Source organism: Vibrio splendidus, from assembly GCF_024347615.1.
GTDB lineage: Bacteria > Pseudomonadota > Gammaproteobacteria > Enterobacterales > Vibrionaceae > Vibrio > Vibrio splendidus.
In genome coordinates, this window is record NZ_AP025509.1 from 391,245 (window position 1) to 413,299 (window position 22,055).

At 44.1% G+C, this 22,055-nt stretch carries 15 protein-coding genes; 2 read left to right on the plus strand and 13 right to left on the minus strand.

Translation table 11 applies throughout. The features are described 5' to 3' along the window. Positions 1–73: 73 nt before the first annotated feature. Both OCU90_RS19145 and OCU90_RS19150 read right to left on the minus strand, forming a co-directional pair. Complete coding sequence (locus tag OCU90_RS19145; protein ID WP_061023028.1) at positions 74–1,756, minus strand: alkaline phosphatase family protein; 1,683 nt, start codon at positions 1,754–1,756, stop codon at positions 74–76. Positions 1,757–1,937: 181 nt separating this feature from the next. After that, positions 1,938–2,726: a formylglycine-generating enzyme family protein gene (locus OCU90_RS19150; protein WP_017088127.1), complete on the minus strand. Its 789-nt coding sequence runs from the start codon at positions 2,724–2,726 to the stop codon at positions 1,938–1,940. A gap of 136 nt (positions 2,727–2,862) precedes the next feature. Between OCU90_RS19150 and OCU90_RS19155 the strand changes: the two genes are divergently transcribed. Together OCU90_RS19155 and OCU90_RS19160 are read left to right on the plus strand one after the other, a co-directional pair. After that, positions 2,863–4,194 (plus strand): anaerobic sulfatase maturase, encoded by a 1,332-nt coding sequence (locus tag OCU90_RS19155; RefSeq protein ID WP_004730505.1) that lies wholly within the window; start codon positions 2,863–2,865, stop codon positions 4,192–4,194. 87 nt (positions 4,195–4,281) lie between these two features. Beyond that, entirely contained in the window at positions 4,282–5,340 is a 1,059-nt protein-coding gene (locus OCU90_RS19160) for a HEAT repeat domain-containing protein (RefSeq protein WP_061023025.1), read from the plus strand. Between the two features lie 161 nt (positions 5,341–5,501). On the opposite strand, the gene ggt is transcribed toward OCU90_RS19160, so the two are convergent. The 11 genes from ggt to OCU90_RS19215 form a co-directional block, all read right to left on the minus strand. Continuing rightward, positions 5,502–7,232 (minus strand): gamma-glutamyltransferase, encoded by a 1,731-nt coding sequence (ggt, locus tag OCU90_RS19165; RefSeq protein WP_061023023.1) that lies wholly within the window; start codon positions 7,230–7,232, stop codon positions 5,502–5,504. A 261-nt stretch (positions 7,233–7,493) separates the two neighbouring features. Then, positions 7,494–8,564 carry a sulfate ABC transporter permease gene (locus OCU90_RS19170; RefSeq protein ID WP_061023021.1) on the minus strand — a complete coding sequence of 357 codons (1,071 nt, stop codon included), beginning with the start codon at positions 8,562–8,564 and terminating at the stop codon, positions 7,494–7,496. A 1-nt stretch (position 8,565) separates the two neighbouring features. Beyond that, entirely contained in the window at positions 8,566–9,042 is a 477-nt protein-coding gene (locus OCU90_RS19175) for a hypothetical protein (protein WP_017080103.1), read from the minus strand. A 9-nt stretch (positions 9,043–9,051) separates the two neighbouring features. Continuing rightward, positions 9,052–12,252: a response regulator gene (locus OCU90_RS19180; protein ID WP_061023019.1), complete on the minus strand. Its 3,201-nt coding sequence runs from the start codon at positions 12,250–12,252 to the stop codon at positions 9,052–9,054. A gap of 213 nt (positions 12,253–12,465) precedes the next feature. Next, positions 12,466–12,840 (minus strand): hypothetical protein, encoded by a 375-nt coding sequence (locus OCU90_RS19185; protein WP_061023017.1) that lies wholly within the window; start codon positions 12,838–12,840, stop codon positions 12,466–12,468. A gap of 107 nt (positions 12,841–12,947) precedes the next feature. After that, positions 12,948–15,086, minus strand: coding sequence for an ATP-binding cassette domain-containing protein (locus OCU90_RS19190; RefSeq protein WP_061023014.1), 2,139 nt, complete (start codon positions 15,084–15,086; stop codon positions 12,948–12,950). Further along, on the minus strand, positions 15,083–16,669 hold the full coding sequence (locus tag OCU90_RS19195) for an ABC transporter transmembrane domain-containing protein (RefSeq protein WP_061023013.1): 1,587 nt from the start codon (positions 16,667–16,669) through the stop codon (positions 15,083–15,085). Before OCU90_RS19195 ends, OCU90_RS19190 begins: the two co-directional genes overlap by 4 nt. Continuing rightward, entirely contained in the window at positions 16,659–18,083 is a 1,425-nt protein-coding gene (locus OCU90_RS19200) for a TolC family protein (RefSeq protein WP_061023012.1), read from the minus strand. Before OCU90_RS19200 ends, OCU90_RS19195 begins: the two co-directional genes overlap by 11 nt. Continuing rightward, positions 18,058–20,289 (minus strand): ATP-binding response regulator, encoded by a 2,232-nt coding sequence (locus OCU90_RS19205; RefSeq protein ID WP_061023010.1) that lies wholly within the window; start codon positions 20,287–20,289, stop codon positions 18,058–18,060. Before OCU90_RS19205 ends, OCU90_RS19200 begins: the two co-directional genes overlap by 26 nt. Before the next feature lie 3 nt (positions 20,290–20,292). Then, positions 20,293–21,642 (minus strand): HlyD family type I secretion periplasmic adaptor subunit, encoded by a 1,350-nt coding sequence (locus OCU90_RS19210; RefSeq protein ID WP_004730526.1) that lies wholly within the window; start codon positions 21,640–21,642, stop codon positions 20,293–20,295. A 2-nt stretch (positions 21,643–21,644) separates the two neighbouring features. After that, entirely contained in the window at positions 21,645–22,007 is a 363-nt protein-coding gene (locus OCU90_RS19215; protein ID WP_017092940.1) for a hypothetical protein, read from the minus strand. Positions 22,008–22,055 lie beyond the last annotated feature (48 nt).

The window sequence follows — 22,055 nt, forward strand, 5'->3', positions numbered from 1 at the left end:
ATAGGATAAACGACTCTTTTAATGAGTGGGTGCTGGATTCGAAATCTAGCTCACGAAACCTTAGAGGTATACTCTACTCAGTGACCTCTTGTAACACCTCTCCAATTGATCCACTTGGTTGGGTTATACCCAGTTTGTTCGAAAGTGTTGGCGCAATGTCGTATGGCGTGATTGCCCGCGAGATCTTCTGAGCTTCAACGTCGTAGCCTGCGAAGATTACAGGCACATGCGTATCGTACTTCCATGGCGAGCCATGTGTAGAGGCGATTTGAAGGCCTTCCATGTCGTTAATGTAACTACGCGGTGCAAATACCACATACACGTCACCTGAACGAGCAGGGTGGTAGTTGTTCTTAATGAGCTGCATTACATGAGTATCAGGTACTCGGTTTGCCGCGATATCACTGCTTGATACGGCAAACGCAACGCCTTTTACTTTGGCAATCTCATCGGCGATCGCTTCCTGCACTTTAGCTAGGTCAAGTTTCTTCTCTGCGATTAAATCGTGATTCAGATAGATATAAGGCTGTGTGTACAAGCGAATTGCGTCTTTGGTTAGACCAAATTCATCCTTCAATCGTTTCTCAACACCACTCGAGAGCAGTGTATCTTTATTGAAGTATTGAGCTTGATTAAAGCCAAGCGCATTTGCCGCGGGTGAAGATTCAGGGACACCATGATCGGCAGACAACACAATTAATGTATTTTTTAGCCCGACTTGGTTATCAACGGTTTTAAGAAGCTTGGCGATCGTCTTATCAAGTCGAATTAGGTTGTCTTCTGTTTCTAGGCTTTCAGGGCCGTATAAGTGCACCACGTAGTCGTTTGATGAGAAACTCACAGACAGATAATCAGTCACTTCACCTTGGCCTAGCTTCTCGTGCATCAACAGTGTGCTTGCAAAGTTTTCTGTGATCTCGTCACCGGCTGGGCTAACGGTTAGCGTTGTGCTGTAGTACTTGTAACTTGCAGGGCCATAAGGGTGAGGGAAGGTGCGTTGGAAGTCACCGAGTTTCACTTTGTGTTCGGTATCGTGTTCTTGAAGCGTGTACTTCTCACGTGGTAATGAGAGCTCCCACTTCTGTTTCGAGTACTGAGCAGCAATTGCTTTCTCGTTCCAACGTGATACCCAATCTGGATACTCGTCGTAGTAATAGTTGCTGGTGACAAACTCAGATTGCGCTTTGGAGAACCAGAAGGCTTTACCACTGTGTCCCGCCAATGAGATTGCGCCGCGGTCTTTCACTGATACACCGAACACTTTTGATTTTCCACTATTGGAAATCGTCAACTCGTCACCAAACGTGGTGGAAAGTATTGGCTCCGGAGAACGTCCATCGCCCTGTGCTGTCTTCTGCGTTGGGTCGATCTCAGTTGCTTTGTCGACACCCGCGCCAGAGGTCAACATTTTGTAGTTTCCGTCTTCTACGTTATACACCAAACGCTCTTCGCTACGGTCATACCAAACGTTACCTACCATGCCGTGTACGCTTGGTGGCGCACCTGTTGCGAGCGACACATGCCCCACGATCGTTTCCGTGTTGCCATGTTGGTAGTTCGCGTTGGTGTAGTAAGTGCCGTCATCCATTAAGTACCGGAAACCACCTTCACCGAAGTTATGCTTATATCGTTCGATTAGATCTGCGCGCAGGCCATCTACCGTGATCTGAAGGACTAGATCTGGCTTTTCCGCAGCCGAAGCTGGGAGAGCACAGAGTAACGCGAGTGTCAGTCCTGAAAGCTTGGTGTATTGCATAGAGTTTCCTTATTCAGTATTGCCGCAGAGTTCTAACGTTTGGTCAAATCTCTAATGTTTGGTCAGATTTCTAACGTGTGTACAGTGCGAATCGTATTTTTAGGATTGTTGGTGAAGATTGTTGAGTCATAACCGTCGGCACCTTTAGCTAGTTGCATCTCTAGTTAGTTCACAGCTTTAGTTAGTTCGTATCCTTAACTAAACGCAGGCCCATATCTGACATAGTGATCGATTGGCTTGCGAAGTCGCGACGGTAACTTTCAGATTCGTTTTCGTCATAAGCAAAGCTGCCACCGCGAACCGATTTATGTGATAAACCAACGTCGCTGTGTTTTGCGTTGTTAGGATTGTCTGTTGGACCGAATCGGTAGAAGGTGTCATCGAAGGCATCAATCACAAACTCACCCACGTTTCCGGTCATGTCATATAAGCCTAGTTCATTTGGCTTCTTTAGCCCGACTGGATGTGCGCTATTTTTAGAATTTGCTGAGTACCATGCAACATCATCTAAGTTATTGGAACCACTGTAAGTATAGCCTTTGCTCTTGTTGCCACCTTTCGCTGCAAATTCCCATTCAGCTTCAGTCGGCAGACGGTATTCTTCACCTGTAAGTTCGTTCAATTGTTCAACGAAGTAGTTCGCCTGTTGCCAACTTAAGTTATTGACCGGAACTTGTGGGTTTTGGAAATAACTGAGAGATGAACCCATCACCGATTCGAACAATTCTTGAGTCACCTCAAACTTCGCAATGTAGAAACTATCTACAGTTATATCTCGCGCTGGTCGTTCTGCTTTGGTCGCTTCAGGATCGTTCGAACCCATGGTGAATGTACCACCTTCAACTAGCACCATTTCTTGGTCGATTTGTTGGGCGATAGGGTGTGTAGGCACGCTCGCACAGCCGCTTAGGAAAATAGTCATGGTGACGCTGCTGATCGCCGCTAATTGTTTGTAATTGAAAAATTTCATCACGTGCCTCGAATGTTCGAAATAGAGGGCAATTTTAACGTTTAAGGTCATTCCTATTGGTTATAAAGGGTATAACATGCCACTGACTGAAATAGGCATTATGATGGCTACAGACACTAAGATAGGTAGATAAATCATGCACATTACTCAAGGTCCACAATACAATGGTAAAGCGTCTAAACGCTTGCATGTTATGGCTAAGCCAATTGGCGCAGCGTGCAACATTGACTGTAAATATTGTTATTACCTAAGTAAGCAAGATTTGTTGGAGTACAAGAAAGGCAGTTCTCCAAGAATGGATGATGAGACGTTAGAAACCTACATCCGACAATACATCGAAGGTCAAAATACGCCTGAAATTATCTTCTCATGGCAGGGCGGTGAACCGACCATGCTAGGTTTAGCGTACTTTGAAAGAGTGGTTGAACTACAGAAAAAGTACCGACCTGAAGGGGTGTTGATTTCAAATGATCTGCAAACCAATGGCACATTATTGAATGACGACTGGGGCCGATTCTTAGCAAAGAACAATTTCCTAATCGGCTTGAGTATTGATGGCCCTGAAATGCTACACAACGCGTATCGTGTCAACAGAGCAGGCCGTGGTACATTCAAACAAGTGATGGCGGCCGTTGAACTGCTGCACAAACACCAAGTGAAATTCGCAACGCTGACTTGTGTGAATAACCTCACCAGTCAAAATGCACTTGAGGTGTATCGCTTCCTACGTGATGTGGTGAAGTCACCGCAAATGCAGTTTATCCCTATCGTTGAGCAAAAAACCTTTAGAACGGTTGCGCCACAAACGTCTCAAGTGAGTGAGCAACTTAAGCAAGGCGACAAACGCCTGATCCCCGGCCATAAAGATTCGATCATGGAATCGTGGTGTGTGTCGGACTTGGCTTGGGGTAACTTCCTTATTTCTGTATTTGATGAGTGGGCGAAGAACGACATCGGTAAAGTGTTCGTTCAGTATTTTGAAGCAAGTTTAGAAACATGGATAGGGCGTCCTAACCCGCTTTGTACTCTGAATGAAATCTGCGGTAAAGGCCTCGCGATGGAGCCTAATGGCGACGTATTCTCATGCGACCACTATGTTTACCCTGAATACAAGATTGGCAATATTCATCACGAGAAGCTTGATGATTTGGCGTACAGCGCACCACAGCAAAAGTTTGGTTTTGCTAAATCACGCACAATGACCAGTCAATGTCAGCAGTGTGATTACAAGTTTGCTTGTCATGGTGAATGTCCTAAAAACCGCTTTATCAAAACTCGCGCAGGCGAACCGGGCTTGAACTACTTATGTGCAGGTTGGCACAAGTTCTTTTCTCATGTCGACAAGTCGATGGCTTATATCGCTCGTGCGATGGGGCATCCGGTTGCTCATGGCAAATTCAGTGATTCAGTATTGATGGCACATCGTGCAAAACAGGCGCAACAAACTACGTTCGAGACCAAGTTTTAACTCGTTTTTTGGGTCAACAGGTCCAAGACAAATTTAATCAGATACGAGTCTAAGGACAGGCTAAGTTCTCCAGTTTAAGGTAATACTATGATGAAGAAGAGTTTAGCGACGGCTGTTGCTCTATTAGTTTCAACGTCCGCATTGATTTCAACGTCTGCGATGGCAGCGAATAGCGTTCAGCAAACTGTTGACGCACCGGCAAAAAATATCAATCAAGTGCTCGAAATGACGGACACACAAACCCGTATTCAACAGTTGTCTTACATGGCACAAGATCAGAACCAATCTATAGAGAATCGTACTGGTGCACTGCAAGAGCTTGCTTCATACCCAAGCCAGAATGCGCTGGTAGCGGTTGCAAGAGGTTTGAAAGATCAAAACCCTGAAGTTCGTGAGGCTTCGATTATCGGTTCTTCGCCATATCAACTTGAGCACCGTTGGGCGTTAGTTTCGCCTTTGCTGAGCGATACAGATTCTATGGTTCGTCATTCAGCAACATCGAACTTAGTACGTGATTACAATACGTTAGATAAAGAACAGAAAGCACAAATCGAACAACCTGTCGCTGAGTTAATCACATTCTTGGAATCACAAGAATCTGAAAAGTTTCAATTGTTGTTCGCTGACGTGCTCCGTTGGCACAATGAATGGGATAAAGCGGAAACGATTTATCTTGAGTTGATTAATACTCACCAGAAAGACCCTCAAGTTTGGCTGAGCTACGCGGATAACTTCCGAGCTCAGAATAAAGATCAACAAGCGGTCGAGGTGTTGGATCGTGGTTTGAAGAACGTGCCGGACAATGCAGCGATGCACTATTCTAAATCATTAACTTTGGTTCGCCTTGAAGACAAGGCAGCAGCAGCCAAAGAGATTGAAGTAGCAGCAGAACTTGCAAAAGATAACAGCTATTACTGGTACCTGAATGGGGTACTACAAGAAGATTTGGATATCGACAAGTCGACTAAATCGTTCGAGAAGGCGTATTTGATCTCTGGTTCTCCAGAGCAGTTATACGCGGTATGTGATATCTACGTGCGATACGGCAACGACAAGACCGATGATTGCTTAAGTGAGCTAGGTAAAGTGGCTCCTGATTATGTTATTGAACAGCTGAAAGAGAAGCGAGTAGCGCCAAGCTCATAATATTTGAATGAGTAAATAGATAAGCCGCTTATGAAAAGCCAGTCGAAATATTCGACTGGCTTTTTTGGATCTAGAGTTCTGTTTGGAATGTCTTTTAAAGCAAGGCACAAGTTGGAAACATCTAAAGTGGGTGAGCTTATTCTCTCACCCGTTAAGTTAAATTATTCGCCCATTGAGGTGGATGCACGGCGTCTGTCTGTCGCGCCATGGATCTTGCCATCTTTGATTTCAATGGCGTTCAAACCACTGACTACTGGAATGACATGCACTGGATAACCGAGCTGCATGAACTCTGGTACTAGCATTTCAGCGTAAGTTTTCTTTTCGACCAATAAACCCGTTGGGTCATAAGGTTTGGTGCGATCTATCTTGGTGCCGTATTGGATGTTTGGAAGGTCAATTGCTTCCTGCGCAGACAGATCCCAATCGAGAATGCCCACCACAGTTTTCAACACGTACCCCGGAATTTGTGAGCTACCAGGAGAACCTACCACTAAACGCAGGTCGTCTTTTTTATCCATAACCATTAACGGGGTGATCGCGGAACGAGGTCGCTTACCTGCTTCAATAGAGTTTTGAGTCGGTTTACCGTTTATGGTGGGCTTGGTTGAGAAGTTTGCCATTTGGGCATTAAGAATCACGCCATCGACCATTACCCCTGACCCCATGCCTGTGCCGACGGTGCTGGTCATTGCAATGGCATTACCGTCTTTGTCGATGATGGATATGTGCCCGGTATCTTGGCTCTCAAAACCTTGATACTGAGCGTAATCAGTATCGGTTAGCTTGCCTGCTTTTGGCTTTGTTTTCGCAATACCAGTCTCTGGAATGAGCTTACGTCGCTCGTCGATGTAGGCTTTGTCGAGTAGGGCTGCAACTGGCGCTTCGATGTAATCTGGGTCACCGGCATAAGCGATGCGATCGGCCTTGGCGATTCTCATGGCTTCGGTCATCAAGCGCCAAGGTTCAACATCGGTTTTAGACATATCGGCTAAGTCATAGGCTTCGAGCATTTCAAGGCTTTGAGCAACCATCACGCCACCAGAGGCTGGGTAACCAAATGAGACAATCTTGTTGCCACGATAGTCGCTTTCGATAACCTCACGTTGTTTCACTTGGTACTGTTCAAAATCTTCTATTGAGAGCTTTGCGTGGTCGGCATCGATTCTGCTGTTCACAGTTTCAACGATGTGCTTACCAAACTCGCCACCATAAAGGTACTTATCGCCTTGTTGGGCAATGTTGCTCAGAGTGTCGGCAAGCTTAGGGTTTTTCATCAATGTGCCGGTTGGTTTGATTTGGTCGCCATTCCAATACAGGGCTTGGATTTCTGGATCTTCAATCAATCGTTCTTGTTCACGAACCACGATGTCGTAGGTGTAGCTGTTCATCGCGTAACCCTTGCTTGCCAGTTCAATCGCGGGTTGAACAAGCTCAGACCATGGTAGTTTTCCGTATTGTTGATGAGTGCTATAGAGCAAACGAAGTGTGCCGGGAACCGCTACAGAACGAGCCCCTAAAATCTCATTTCGACTGAGCACTTCTCCATTTTCCATGAACATATCTGGAGTAGCAGTTGAAGGGGCTTCATCTCGTCCATCAAGTGCGAGGAAATGATCTTTGTCTTTTTGGTAAAACAGCGCAAAAGTACCACCGCCAATCCCAGTCATATCCGGTTCAACCACCGACATTGTCATCTGCATCGCCACCATCGCATCGACCGCATTACCGCCTTGCTTAAGTACCGAATACCCGGTGCTGCTTACATATGGATTCGTTGCACTTACCATAAACTCTTCGCCAGTTTCGTCTGGCGTAATTGGAAAAGGATTTGGCTCAGCCGCGAAACCGACCGCTGAAACCAAACTTAAAGATAAAGTAGCTATTCGCATGCGTTCTCCGTTTAAGGTATCTGTTTATTCGCTTTTAGGTTGACCAATTTAAGGTAGTGAAGTTCGTGAGTTTACAGCCTTCTTACACAATGCTGACGGCTCTGACATTAGTGACTAAATCACCTAAATGTTTCTGAGTTAAAGGATAGTTAAGAGCAATGTAATGGCTTGTTAGGCATGACAATTCAAAGACATAAAAAAGCCCAGACTGTTTGATTAGCTTGGGCTTTTATTTCTATTGACGATGATTTTTACGCATGATTAGAAAACGAAACTCAACATGATGGTGTAAACCCATGCTTCATCAGCAGGCGCCGAACCAAAAGTAAGGAATGAACTATTCAAATCGGTGGTCGACGCCGCTCTTGCTTCGAGGTATTGAACTTCACCATTTATTGAGATGTTTGGTAACACATCGTAATCGACGCCCAATAGATAGCTGTTCCCTTTCAAATGTTCATTGGAATCAAATTGAGCACCGTAAACAACATAAGGAGTAAATGACCCGAAGTGATAGCCTAAGCTCGTGTACATAGATGAAGAGAAGTCGCTAATTTGCCCCTCAGTTGTAAAGAGAAACTGACCAAATTCATATTCTGAACCTAAAGACCAAAGTTTAATATTTTGGTCTTCTGTCGATATGGGGAATGGAAGACCAGTGATAATAGTATCTTGGTCAAATGTTGAATTGAGGTAAGCAAAGTTCCATCGGTATGTATCCCCACTAATTTGGACGTTAGCACCATACATTCTGTCGGTTTCAAACTCGAATGTGATTGCTGAGTTGAAATCAACATCATTCTCGTCGTTTATGCCGTAGAAAGGAGTTAATTGAAGATTTGTTTCATCGTTAAGCTCATAATTCCACGACACCTTTAGACCGTTAAAAGCTGTGATGCCTAACACACTGTTATAAACTTCGGTGGGTGGTCTGGCCGTCATATAAGCTTGCCCGACGTAGTAATATTCAGACGCAAGAAACAGAGGTAGCCTTAGACGACCTGCGGTAAAATCAAAGTCGCCAAATTCATACCCTACATAAGCCCACTCTAACTGTGGGTCACTCCAATGATCTTGTGGTCGTTTTACGACCTGTATTGAAGTTCGAAATGAATCATAGTAATAATCTAACTGAATACCGAATGTAGTATCACAATCAAAGCAGCTATCATCGTTTATGTTCCTATTTATCATCAACGTACTGTCATGATCTGATGTTGCCCAAGACGTTGAGCCAAAGCCACTCAAGGATAAATTATCGGTAAGTTCGATATTCGCAAAAGCCGGAGAGGCAACTGAAGCACACAGTACTGACGTAATTATTCTTTTCATATTATTTCTCCGAACTTATAACGTAGAGAATGTTGGCATTTTGAGGAACCGAAGAGAGTGGGGAATAACCAATACGATTTGGTTTGTCATCAAGCCAGTCCACTAAGCTGTCGGTTGACGCCGTTTTGATTTCTCTTGGATAACGCGCTTTTCCTGAAAAAGATAAACCAGCCCAGTGTGCATTCATTTGAGCGGCATTTTTTCCAAGCAAAAGCTGATAAAAGTCCTCTCTTTCGGCACTGTTCTCAGGCCAATCAGACAGTTCAACACGTTTGCCATTGAGGCGTTTAGTTTTCCCTCTATAGAGCTTTCGCGCTTTGTTTATTGATATCTCTTCAAAACCGGAGTCTAAAGAAAATATGGCATAATCTTCAGCGGCGTGAGCAGGGCTGAGAAGAAGCAAGCTTCCTAATAGCCCTACCGCGACTGGCAACATGACTCTGCGGGGAAGTGTTTTTATTGTTCTAATCCAATCCATGGGTATCTCCTAACAAGTCGCACTTTCTATTTGATGGAATAGCTTTTCTTTTCTTACGGGCTTCGCTACATATCCATCCATGCCTGAATCAAAGCACTTTTGAATATCATCGTCGATAACACTGGCGGTTAACGCGATGATAGGCGTTTTGCTTAAGCCTAGGTTTTTCTCATGCTCTCTGATCTCTTTGGTCGCAGTGAAGCCGTCCATAACGGGCATCATGCAATCCATTAAAATAATGTCGAAGCTACTGTCGTTTTGGTACATGTCGACGGCGATTTGTCCGTTGTCGGCGATTTCAAACGCGTAGCCGGCCTTTGTTAACATCACAGAAGCGACTTTTTGGTTAACTCGATTGTCTTCGACGAGCAGTATTCTTTCAGATTTACTCGGAACCGTGTTTTGCACTCTTTCTTCTGGCAATGTTCGCTTAGCTGCAGCATTAAGAATCGGCGTTACGGTCGCGGGTTTTTTCGTAGATTTAGTTTTGTAGGCAGCAGGAAGTGGCATCGCTTCAACGGCGGCAAGTACTTTTTCTTTTAGCATTTCAAATTTGAATGGCTTTGGTACATAGTCATCCATACCTACGTCGAAACACTTTTGAATATCATCATCAATCACACTGGCGGTTAAGGCGATGATAGGGATACGGCGCGTGGCGTTGGTCTCTTTTTCAACGCGTCGAATGTTGCTTGTCGCTTCAAAGCCATCCATGACGGGCATCATACAGTCCATCAGTATCACTGCGTAATGAGGGTTTGCGGTGAACATGTCCACAGCTTCTTGACCATTATTAGCGAACTCGAATTCAAAACCACTTTTACCGACATGAAGCCCAGCAATTTTTTGGTTGATCTTGTTGTCTTCGACGATGAGGATTTTGTGTTGGATCTCTAGAGGTTGCTGGCTTGCCTCTGAAAGCTCAGCTAAACCCTGCGTATCACAGAGCTCAATAGCTTTAATCAAACGTAAGCCGAGTAGGGGTTGTGCGACTTGTGCAGTAACGCTGTCGCCAAGATCCGCAGGCTCACTTAAGAAAGAACGTATCAAACAGATAGTGATGCCATTTTGGTGCAGCTTAGCTAAGTTATCTGCGTGGGTATTAGCTAGGAATGCATCATCTTCAGCGAAAACGACAGTAATCGGTTTATTGTGTTTCTGAGTCGCGAGTTGTTCGGTCATCGCGGAAGTGTTATTCGTTCGCTGAGTTACCTTTAAGCCATAAAGGTTAAGGTCGCATTCTATTCGTGTAGAAAGCATGTTCTCGTTACCCAGAACATAAATGTCAGCGGTTGCCGTGCTTGGTTTCGGTAGCATCATGTCAACGGGTAATTCTAAGTCGAAGTAGAAACAGCTGCCTTCCCCCTTGACTGAATCGAGCTGAATCTGGCCACCCATCAGTTCGACCAACTGTGTACTGATGGCGAGGCCAAGACCAGTACCGCCAAATTGACGTGTAGTTGAGTCATCTTCTTGAGCAAAGGGCTCGAATATTTGCTTCTGTTGTTGCTTGTCGATACCAATACCTGTGTCGCGAACGGCAAATCGAATGGTGACATTATCATCAGATTGTTCGAGTGTTTTGATCGACAGTGTTACGCCACCTTCAGCCGTAAACTTCACTGCATTCGACATAAAGTTCATTAGAATCTGTCTTAAGCGGTGATCGTCGATCATTACGCGAGCTGGTGTGTCTGGGCTGATATCAACGTTAACCGATATTTTTTGCTCTTCCGCTTTTGGCGCAACAATAGAGGCTATGTCGTATATCGATTCTCTAATCGACGCCGAGTGCGGGCTGATTAACAGCATGCCAGATTCAATCTTCGAGAAGTCTAAGATATCGTTGATCAAGCTCAGTAGCAGTTGGGATGAAGTTTCAATCGTATCCACATAATCACGCTGTGTGGGTGTGAGTGGGGTATCTGCAAGAATCTCGGAAATACCAATAACGCCATTGAGTGGGGTACGAATTTCATGAGACATATTGGCCAAGAAGCTGCTTTTCGCTTTGCTAGCTTGTATTGCGTGGTCTTTCGCTTCTTCAGTGTCTTCTTGGGCTCGCTCTGCGTCTTCTTTCGCTATCGTAAGCCTCTCTTTTGCAAGTTCTCGCTCGATGGTCAATCGTTCAACTTGCTGCGCAAATAGACTGAGTTCATCTTTGCCTTGGATTAACTTATCCAAAGAAGGTCGAGTTTCGTCATTTTCGCTTTTTAAGAAAGCTAACACTAAATTCAGGTTGTTAGTGACTTGTCTCGCTAAGCTTAGGGTTAAGCCCATAACAATCGTTGCGAGCAGGGCAACGATTGAAATGAACAGAGTTCGCTGTATTTGTGCGTCATAGATAGCTTGCTCAACTTCTTGTTGGAATTCTTGTTTAATCACGCCGCCAAGGCTTTGTAATAAGTTAAGTCGAGCACTCATCGCCTCTAAGCCGACAGAAACTTCTTTAGTAGTCAGTTGGCTGATTGCGTTTAGGTCGAGTAGCGCGTTTCTAATCTCTTGGCTTTGAGCGAATACATCGTTTCTGAATACTTCAACCATCAGTGACACTTGATGTTCGTTGGCATTCAATGAAACAAAGCGTTCTAAGAACAATTGCTGTCTTTCACTCAAGGTTTCAATCTGTTCTGCAAGTTCTGGATCGTATTCTTGGCTGCTTTGGAATATCTCAATCAGAGAGGTACCCAGCTTAAATTCTTCGTTTGACCAGAACATCAGCCATTCCAGTTGCTGCAGTGCGGTGAGGTGTTGTTGAATTTCCCGCTTGGTGTTTTCGAATGGGACTTTTTCTATTTCGAGCAGTAACTGCTTGTATAAGTCGCTCTGCCACTCAAGGGCATCCAATTTATCGTAGCTGTCAGTGGCTTGCATTGTCGATAAGGTTGCTTCGCTGAAGTCGGCAACCAGTTGATTCATTTCATCAGAAGCATCCAAAAAAATGATTGGAGACAGGTTTTTTAATTCAGCTTTTACTTGATTGCTTTGATTTTCAAACTCCTCAGGGCTAGAGGCCAGAGTGCTTCTATAAAGAACCGAGATATCTTGAAGGTACACAGATAACTGATTGGTTCGTTCAAAATCGGTCAACTGAGTCGTTAAAATATAAGCCTGTCTACCTGCAAGGAAGAGTAATAATGAAATGGGAAGTAGAACTAAGCCAAAGAGTTTATGTTTGACTGAAAGGTTATTCCAGACCGTAATCGCCATATAAGGATCCATCCAACTGTTTTTATATAAAAACAGTAGAATAAAAATGCCGATATGGAAACTTTGAAACCGCAAATTTAATAGAAGTGTGGGAGGGGTATAAGTTCTTGTGATTCCAGAGCTTATTTTGATATACGTTCTTTTATTAGTAATTTATAGCGTTTGGCAGTTTGTTTAATTTTATGCTTATTGATGAATAACTTAAAAAGCGTACTAATGAGGATGATTGTTATCGAGACTTAATTCGAAAAGAAGTTGCTTTAAAACCGTTTTTGCAGAGGGTTCTAATGTCCAAATACCGAGCATTCTGTTCAACGCGGCGCGATATGCTCTGTTTTTGAGTAGGAAGGCGAGCGTGCTCGTATCGTTGCTCAAAACATGCATTTGTACGACTGTGAGCTCAGCTTTGTTTTCGATATCAATTTTCTGAAGATTGAAAGCAGGCAGGAATGAACACTCGTACCAAATCTCAATGATCTCTCGAAGTTCGATTTCTTCTTCAGGCACGTCACTGCCCTGAAATATATGATTCTCAGGAATTGCGGATAAGTAAGCAACATCAAGCTTGTCTGCAACGAATGTGTACATTTGTTTCCTTGTTACCTGTGGTATTGGGTCGAATCATCTCTCTCACTTATGATTTTGTCAATTACATCCATGTCGCGAAATGACGAATTGTGAGTAAGCGTTATGATTTAGCTCAAACTGTTTAAGTATTTGTCTGTTAAGCCAAAATATTTCAAGTTTCCATCTGGCTCTAGAACCAAACTCATGTTGGATGTGGCGATTAAGCCGGGATCATTGGTCGAAAAAATGACTGTCTTATTCAGCAACTTATCGCTGAACAAACGGTTAAAGTATTGCGCGTTTTCTTGCTCGGCACCGTTGAAGGGCTCATCAATAATTATCAGAGATTGCTCACAGTTACCCAAGCCAAGGGCCAAACGAAGTTTTTGCTGAATTCCGTTTGGAAGGCCTTTGCACTTATCGACACTCAATTGAGTCGCTAAGCCTTCTGGTAGCCATTCGTCCAGTTCGAAGAAGCTCACCATCTCTTGCATCTTGTCTGTTGGAATCAACCCGTTGTGTAGAATGAAGTTGGTTTCTAGTGAGCCTTCAAAAATATGCAGGTTAAAAGGGATGTAGTTAATTGAGGTGCGATAACGGTAGCTATTGAACTGCTTGATGTTGTAGCCGTCAACGGATACTGCGCCTTGATAACGATCCTCTAAGCCAGCAATGATTGAGATGAGTGTTGTTTTTCCGCAGCCAGTTGGGCCACAAATGACCACTTTTGCACTGGGTGGTATCTTAAAACCAAGGTTGGTTAAGCCGGTCGCCGCACCTGCATATCTGTGACTGACTCCGCTGCCCATAATGCTGCCTTGGAACTGGCGAATAGGCGGGCTCTTCTCTAAGGTTAATTTGTCATCATTCATCGACATCAAGTTATTGATCTGTGCTGATGACGCCTTGATGGATTGAAACTTAGATATCGAGTTATAGATACCCATGATTGGGCCTAGTGCTTTCCAAACGAGAATAACGGTCGCAAGCATGGCACCAGCATCAGAAGTCCCTTCCATTACGCCGATTACTGCGGTTACGATACTTGCAGTACCAATCACCTGAATCAAACTACCGCCAGCGGCCTGAATCTTACTGTTAGTCACGGCAACGTTCTCGGCATCACTGGTGCTTTGCATGTGCGAAGCACTGAATCGAGATTGAACGACACGAAGTAAAGGCAGGCCTTGGATAGTTTTGATACCACGAAGGATTTCATTCCATTGATAAGAGACCATCGCATTAGCGCGAGAGCTTTTGGATGTGGCTTGCGAGTAGATATAGCGAGAATACACACAGAACACCAACATCAAAATTAAGCCACCCATCACTACAAGCGCTGCCGTACCCGACATCAGGGCAATCGCGATGATAAATACAATCACAAACGGCATATCAAAATAGCTAAGTGTTGATTCTGCGGTCACTAAGCGTCGGAAGGTATCGATATCTTTCAAACGAGCCAACTGAGACGAAACCCCAGCGGTTGACGTCATCGCGTAGGGCAGCCAGAGAAGTTTCGATATTACGGCTTGTGAGATGTGCACCGCGAGATCTTTACCGGACGTGGCAATGATATTTACCCGCATTTTCTTAAAAAAGTATTCAGAGAAGCCAACAATAATGGCAAATAAGGTTAACCAATAGAGTGTGGCTTGAGAGCTCGAAGTCAGTGCGAAGTTATACACACTCATAATAAAGAATGGCTGCAATGCACCGAGAATACTGATGACGAAGCTGAGAATGATTAGGCTTTTAAGTTCATTGTTGTAACGATAGAAAGCGTATTTTATCCAATTGCTTCTGTCTTGCGATTCCGGCGGTGGTTCACGGAATAGACGAGAATATTCGCTAATCGAAATCAGCAAACAGGGCTTTTTACACATTGGGTATTCAATGGTGTTGTTGTTCGTGTAATCAAACAAGAGTAACTTTCCATCCTTAGTACCTAAGAAAATGGCGCTAAGGTTCTCTATCTCAATAAAGCATGGGTGAGGGTACTGATCGATATTCTCGAGAGTCTTTAGCTTGGTCACATCACAGCGGTATCCAAGACGCTCTATGGTCGCAGTAAAACTGTCACTGTCTTTTTGTTTGGGAATAAAAGCGTCACTGAGAATAGACGGCGTGCCTTCCCATTCCAGTGCAATTAAGGTGTAAGCTAAGCCACGAATCAGCGGTGACTGACTGTAGCGTTCATCATAACCACTTGCTTCAAAGTCCAACACCCGCTGCGGAACATTGTTGAAATCAACTAGGATGCTCATTGATCACCTCCGGTAAGTTTTACGCGTTTGAGGCGGTGGTTTAGTTTGTCCATCTTGTTACTGGCGATGATTAGGATTTTGTCATTGGCACGATAGGCGGTACTGGTCAGCACCACTCGTGCAAATTCCTCATCATAGACACAATCGATATCATCAAATATCAATACACGCTTACTGGCGAGCAGGGCGTGAACCAATAATAAGGCGTAACCTACTTGGCGTGAGAATGGATTGCGCATGTGGCCTTTGAGTTCTGTGTAAAAACCAGCAGGAAGCCCATCGATTTGTGCCTTGATGTTCATGGTTTCACACAGCGCAAACGCCGTGTTATTAAGGCTTGGTCGAAAACAGGTTAGGTTATCAATAATGGTCCCTTCCACGAATGAGCTTGTTTTATCGACCATCAGCACGCTGTTACGCCAAACGTTGTAGTTGACGTCATCCAGAGGCGTGTCATTAATCATGATGTCCAGTTTGTTATCGCTGTTCTGGCGAGTAATACAGTTGGCAAGGTGTGTTTTGCCTGAGCCACTTTTCCCTGTCAGTAAATAGGCTTGCCCAAGTTCGAACTCGATACGCTGTTTTTCAGAATACTTAACCGAAATACGTTCAACCTCTGTTGTCTCATGCTGATGTTCAACCGAAGCCGCCAGCTCAAGCAGTTCGGCGATACGTTGTATATGGAGTTTGTTTAACTCCCAACGGCTCGCGGTGCGCATCACTTGTTGGTAAGGCGCAAAATAACGGTTGGTTAGCATGATGATCGCGGCCATGATGCCTTGGCTAGATTCCATATTGATAACGGCCGTTGCTAGTACCACAACAACACAAGCTATAGAAAGCTGTTGGATGAGCGCCAATATTAGGCTGAAGTTCGATTCAATCTGCTCATATTTGATGTTCTCAACTTCGCGCTCTTCGACCATTTGTGTCATCAGGCTTTCAACGCGGTATTCCATATTTCGAGCTTTGATATCAAGCGGGCTAGAGATGATCTCGATGATTTTGGAGGTGGTTAACCCTTCGATGTCTGACTTATTCTGCAAACTACCAATCTTTTGTTTGGAAAGGCTCCACGCGAAAATAGCCAAGATGACAGAGGCAATCAGAAGTGTAATACCAGCCCATATGTTGATGAGTCCTATGATAAGGATGGTAATCAAACTGACAGCAAGGTTGATCAGTGCTCGAACCGATTCTCCACCAAAAAAGGTTTTCAGTTCTGGAATGGTCGAAATACGCTCCAAATATTCACCGGGCTCTAAACGGCGGAATTTAGAGATCTCAGCCAAACAGATGGATTGAAATACCTTATTGGTTAAGTTGGTCTCAAACTGCCTCATGATGACAGAGGAAATCTTCTCTTCCTGATTTTTCAGGTGGTAGTCAAGGAAGATGGAAATCAAGATAATCGCAAACAGTAAGAACAGAGTATCTTGTGCTTGGTTGGGTAACACTCGGTCAAAAATGATCAGAATAGAGAAGGGCAGTACCAAGCCAAACAGGGTCGATATTATCGTTGAGAAAGTCAGATAACACTTATCTGCCATATTTATCTTTTGCGAAAATTGCTCAGTTTGCATTACGACCTCCTTTTCTCAATGACTCCGTTGAGAGAAGGTGTTTCGGCACCAAATCTTGATTGTTTCGCCCTTCAATATCGCTCATCAATTGCATGATGCTCTCTATCGATTGAATTGAGAGTATGCCTTTAATTTGCTCAAGCTTGATGGTCTCGATGATGTAGTCGTATCGTGCGCTTTCATAGTCTCTCAAAGCGCTGAACAGTTTACTTTCCGCCGCCAGCAAGTCGGTGATGGTACGCGTGCCTAATTGGTAGGCTCTTTGGATCCCTTTATAAGATGCGTAGTTGGCGCGAATGATGTTTTCGAAACTGCTTATAGACTGCGAGAAATCGTTAATGTTGAGTACTGAGGTGTTCACGTTGTTACGTGTGGTGTAAAGCGAATCTTGATAAAGCAGCTCGGTACGTTCAATCGCCGTCGATGATTTTTGATAGCCGTAGTAATCAGAGCCACCAGACAAGATAGGCACGGCGAGGTTCAAGCCAACACTGGTTGAGTTACTTTCGCCTGTGGCTGTAATGTCGGTTTTGTCGTAGTTATTGGCGTCATCATGTCGATAGCTGGCTGAAAGCGACACGGTCGGTAAGAAGTTCGAACCGCTCTCTTTCAAGCTTCTGCGGCTTCTCTCTACGTTTTTCTTTGCCACCAACAAGTCGTTATTCAGCTTTAACGCCTGATCCATGATCGTGCGTTGTTCGGTTTCGCTGATCTCTTTTAAAGGTACGCTTTCATAGATATCTTGCGACGGAGTGATAGGGTACTGAATTTGAATAGAGAGCCCGTTGAGAATGACACGACGATCTTTTTGCAAGGTTCTTAAACGGTTCGAAACACCTTCTTTCTGAGCAATCACTTCGTACAGCTCACTGGCAGCTGTATTTCCTAACTCCACATTACGTCGCATTTGATGTTCACGCGTCTCAGACGATTTAAGCTCAACTTTAGTCGCTTTTATCTGTGCGTTGTTTTTCAAATACTCAAAGTATTGAGAACCGATTTCCGAAATAGTGCTTTGAATTTTGTTTTCGTGCTTAACTTCTTCGATATTGAAGTCAAGCTTAGCCGTCCCATATTTAAAAATGTCGCCAAGATTGAATATGGATTGCGAAAGAGAAAGGCTGTAGCTGTTTGAGTTATAGCTAGAGGTTTCATCGGGAACGCTCGATAGTAAGGTTTCATTCTCGTTCCATGTGGTATCGGCTGCACCATTGAGTGAAGGCAGAAACTTAGAGCGACTGATCCCTATGTTGTATTCGTTCTCTTCCACACCTTTATCACTGGCGCGAAGGGACAGGCTGTTTTGTAGGCCGAGCTCTACCGCCTCTAGCAGGGTAGTCGCCGATGCCGAAGGTGTCGTGCTTAAAGCAAGCGCAGCCATGATGCTGCTAGTTAAGTTTTTGTACCGCCACATACTTGTTGATCACCTTGATTATTTGGTCACTTTTATAAGGTTTGCTGATCACGTAATCCATTCCGGCTTCGATACAAGCCTGGTGTTCGTTACTGCTGGTCAATGCGGTTGCACCTATGATGGTACAAGGATTTTTCTCGTTTTCTTGTTCAAACTGGCGAATACGTTTTGTGGCTTCAATGCCGCCCATACCCGGCATGATGCAGTCCATGAAAATGATGTCTGAGCGTTTATTCATGAAGTGCTTCACTGCGTCAGCGCCATCGCCAACCATGTCTGGTTCATATTCTTGCTTGGTAAGGATTCGTTTAAGTAAAATCTGCTGAACTCGGTCATCTTCTACGATAAGGAATGAGCTATTCTCCATTTGTTCTTCCGAGGCTTCAGCTTCCATAATGGTGAGCAAGTTAGGAATAAACTCATAAGGAATCGCAGGGGAGTTGATGATCTTATCGACGAAGCTGTGACACTCTTGCGCATGCTGAGTGTTGGTTACCGATAACAGCAACTTGGTATTTGGGTGGTTCTTAAGTTGAGATTTCACTGTCTTACTCAGTGACGGTAACTTGTTGGGTTCAAAGGTATCGGTGAGCATAATCGCATCGTAATCACCAAAGGTCTTCGCCGCTGAAAATAACTCATTGGCAGTCCGAATTTCGGTGATATCTAGCCCCAAATTACTGAGCATTTTCTTCATCACATCGATGCGAACTTGAGTGTTGGCGCACAGCAGTAAACGCTTGCCGTCGAAGCGAGTCTTTTCTGTGTGGAAATTCTTCGCCTTGAGATCAAGCTCAATCTGAAAACGTTCCTGCGTACCCGATTGGAACCAGTGACTTTCGTAATACCCGTAATCTTTTAATACGCTTTTTGCTAAGTCGTCTGTGCTTGCGGTGTGGTCCTTGTGACTGCTCCAATGGAGTTTATTGAGCTTGGCTACAGAGACATCTAACGTTGAAAGGAAGTTTAGATTGATGGTAACTCGGGTATTTTCCATGTCTGAAGCCGCCCCAGATTCAATCGTCACAAATAGTTTCTTATTTGATTTGAGTTGAATGGCATTGGAAAGCTGTAGGAACAATATCCAGAACAAGCTGGTGGATTGGCCTTCTACGCGATTGGGTAAGTTGTCGGAAATAAAGCAGTCCAATTGGCTTTCATTGCGTTGTACTTTGGCGCTGATATGAATCATCAATTCAGATAACACGCTCAGTAGAGAAAACTCTTTCGACTTGCTTTCCGTACCCTGTGAAATCAATCGATTATAGTTTTCTGCTAGCTCGGATAGGGTGCTACATGCAGACGTAATATCCTTCGCCATTAAAACGCCGTTTTCATCGGTTTCTTGAACGAGATATTGGACACCACCATTAATGGTGTTGGTGATCCCACGAATCTCATAGCCGATGAGTGCATACAACTGTTTGTAGAGATCGTTATTGCGCTTCTGGTCTTCCAATTTACTGAAGATCAGCTTGAGATGAGAGTAGATCTGACGCTGTTTGGGATTGATGCTCACTTCATTAAGAAGCTCTTCAAGCCTTTGTAAATCTAACTGTTTTAGTTCTTGATACAGAGCATCGAACTCATAGTCGATTTCGCGTTCGTTAGAGCTGGATTTCTTCAGTTTCAACATGGCGACAGCGTTAGATAGAACCGTTATCACGGCCAGTATTACGACCACCATAAACAACCAAACGAAGAACTCGTTTTTCTCAGACATCAAATCGCTCGCATGGTTGTTGAACATGGTGCGGTAGTTGTCATCCATCTGCAGATAGTTGTTGGTCAGTGAGAGATATAAATCGAGTACATCGGCACGTGCTTTAGCGCTATCGGAGAAACGGTTAATCGCTAATTCCAGTTGCGTGTATTCAGTTGCTCCAACCAAGCTGAACTCTGTTTTGTTCAAAGAGGCTAGCGACCTAAATTCATCTATTTCACGCTTCAAGTTAACTAGATTGAATTCGTTAGTACCACAAGTGTCGTTACTTAAGCACTGCTGCAGAGTTTGAATATCTTGTTCGATGGTCTGATTAAGCTTCTGAGCTTGTATGAGCAGTGGGGCACTTTGCACTTTCGCGACTGAATCTACTTTTGACCAAGAAAAGTATAAATAGAAAGCGAGCGCAGCCAGTACAATGCTAAACAATATGCTCAGTCGCAGGGCGGGTACAGAAATATTGTATGAAGGTTTTCCGCTCATTGATTACCTCTCATCGAAAGCATCTTCGATGGCTGACATCACCGGCTTCGCTGCGTATTCGATCACGCGACGCGAGCCTGTTTTTACATCGGCGGTAAATTCCATATAAGGTGATAATTTGTATTGAGTGCCTCCTCGTTCAAGAAAGTTTCGGTCAATTTCAATCTCTGCTAAATAGAACTCAGCGTCTTCTTCTTCGTATGATGAACGGCTGATTGAGGCGATGGTTCCCTCAACAAACCCGTATTTTGCAAAGTTATAGGTATCCATTTTCACTTTCACTGCCTGACCAATTTCGACAAATCCCATGTCTTTACGTGGGATCTTCGCTTCACCGTGAAGGGAGTTATTGATCGGTGCAATATCGGCGATACTCTCACCTGGCGGAATCACAGCCGAACGGAAATTGAAGTGCAGTTTGTCGACCACACCATCCACCGGAGAGTAGACAACTAGGCGATCAACCTTGTCGGAATGCTGCGGTTGTAAGATTCGCTTCAGCTTTAGGTCTTTATTCGCTTGAATGATTTGCGCTTGATACTCAGAGTTTCGATTCTCAACTAAGTCACGGTGTTGTTTTTCCAGTTTGTCGAGCTGAAAACGTTCGTTCATGACCGACTCATCAAGGTTCTCAATCTCACGTACCATATTGGATTCTTGTACTTTCATGTTGAGGACGTCGACATAAGACGCCATCTCTTCTTTATAAAGCGTATTTTTGATGTTGAGTTGTTTGCGAATGAGCGATAGTTGGTTCTCTGAACTTTTACGACGCTTAAGCATTGATTTAATCAGGGAGTTTTTGTGTTTAATATCGTGGGTAATGAGCTCTTCATTTGAACGGTTTTTAGAGAACTCTTGTCGCCATGTATTCATGTTGACCTGAACTTGTTCTGGAAATTTTTCGATATAAGAAGCGAAGTTGGGTTCTACCATGTCGCGTAAGCTTTCATAACGAATCTTATCGAGCTCTATCTGAATAATCTCAGTATTCACGGTATCGAGTTGTGTGTTGCGGTCTAGTGAGCGAATTCGTGCGATCGGCTGTCCTTCATAAACGACTTCTCCTTTTCGGACTAACATCTCTTCCAATATGCCGCCTTCTAGGTGTTGCACCTTCTCAACGTCAGATTCCAACAACAGTTCACCACGTACAGAAACGACGATGTCTATACGCGCTTGTGATGCCACGGCGATAGCGACTAAAGCGAGTAGGAATATGATGAGCAACGTTTTGTGAACACTGGTCATGGCACTTGCAAGCACAATGGTGTCATCAGCTGTGACCTTAGAAGCCTCATTATTAGAAACGAGCGCTTTTCTTAAGTGATGTTCTATTTGGTTATTGCTCATGACTACCTCGATGACTTGTCATCTATTACTTCCTTAATGTCCAACAAGTGATTGATTTGTCGATTGACGTTGTGCAATTCAGTTTTTACATCCTCTAAAAGATCTTCTGGTGCAGGGAATTCGTGCTTACTCAAATGTTCCAATTTGGCCATTTTGGGTGGCAAGTCTTGATCGCACAGTAAAGTTAAGATGGTCTTTAATCTCTTTGAGTAGTTGTTGAGCTCATCAAAACGGTCACTTTTATGAAGCATTTCTATGTTGATCGCTGCGTCTGAAAAGTCCTTATAAAAATCGCCTAATAGCAATTGAAGCCCTTTGTGGTTGTTGTCGATTGAACGCAGCAAACTCGTCATGTCTATCATCATTCCACCGCCGTAATTGCTTTAATCACAATAACTAAGGATGTTTAAAGG